Origin of the sequence: Exiguobacterium sp. s80 (assembly GCF_018618725.1) — a bacterium.
In the GTDB taxonomy this organism is placed as follows: domain Bacteria; phylum Bacillota; class Bacilli; order Exiguobacteriales; family Exiguobacteriaceae; genus Exiguobacterium_A; species Exiguobacterium_A oxidotolerans.
Map to the genome: position 1 here is coordinate 1 of NZ_JACSMP010000025.1, position 804 is coordinate 804.

Genomic DNA, 804 nt, shown 5'->3' on the forward strand with positions numbered 1-804 from the left:
CCGTTCCCATGCCGAACACGGAAGTTAAGCACTTGAACGCCGAAAGTAGTTGGGGGCTTCCCCCTGTGAGGATAGGACGCTGCCAGGCGTACATATGGAGGATTAGCTCAGCTGGGAGAGCATCTGCCTTACAAGCAGAGGGTCGGCGGTTCGATCCCGTCATCCTCCACCATTTTTATTTACACTTGCCGGTGTAGCTCAGCTGGTAGAGCAACTGACTTGTAATCAGTAGGTCGCGGGTTCGACTCCTGTTGCCGGCACCATTTTCATTTAAATATCACCGAAGATTCTGAATTAGAATTTAGGTTCTACCTTTAAAACCCTGCCGGGGTGGCGGAACTGGTAGACGCACAGGACTTAAAATCCTGCGGGGGTTTCCCCGTGCCGGTTCGATTCCGGCCCTCGGTACCATTTTTAATTTTAATAACTGTTTGATCCATTATACCCCGCACCCTTAGCTCAGCTGGATAGAGTACTTGACTACGAATCAAGGGGTCGGGAGTTCGAATCTCTCAGGGTGCACTTTTTCGGGAAGTAGCTCAGCTTGGTAGAGCACTTGGTTTGGGACCAAGGGGTCGCAGGTTCGAATCCTGTCTTCCCGACCATCTTCAATTTAATCCCTTTAATGGGGCCTTAGCTCAGCTGGGAGAGCGCCTGCCTTGCACGCAGGAGGTCAGCGGTTCGATCCCGCTAGGCTCCACCAAATTTTATCTTTGACGAACTTTGAAAACTGAACGATGAGGCAAAAAACGTATCTTCGGATACAAACAATGAATGAAGCGCAAGCTTCGTCAACGTGACTTT

The 804-nt window shown here is 50.2% G+C and carries 6 tRNA genes and 1 rRNA gene; all 7 read left to right on the top strand.

Going from position 1 to position 804, the window contains the following annotated elements:
• A 5S ribosomal RNA gene (gene rrf, locus KNP94_RS15780) occupies positions 1–88 on the top strand; the annotation flags it as partial.
• A gap of 8 nt (positions 89–96) precedes the next feature.
• Positions 97–172: transfer RNA gene (locus KNP94_RS15785), tRNA-Val, on the top strand.
• Between the two features lie 15 nt (positions 173–187).
• Positions 188–263: transfer RNA gene (locus KNP94_RS15790), tRNA-Thr, on the top strand.
• A gap of 61 nt (positions 264–324) precedes the next feature.
• Positions 325–411: transfer RNA gene (locus tag KNP94_RS15795), tRNA-Leu, on the top strand.
• Between the two features lie 37 nt (positions 412–448).
• Positions 449–522 (top strand) — tRNA-Arg (locus tag KNP94_RS15800).
• A gap of 6 nt (positions 523–528) precedes the next feature.
• Positions 529–605: transfer RNA gene (locus KNP94_RS15805), tRNA-Pro, on the top strand.
• A 22-nt stretch (positions 606–627) separates the two neighbouring features.
• Positions 628–703: transfer RNA gene (locus KNP94_RS15810), tRNA-Ala, on the top strand.
• Positions 704–804 lie beyond the last annotated feature (101 nt).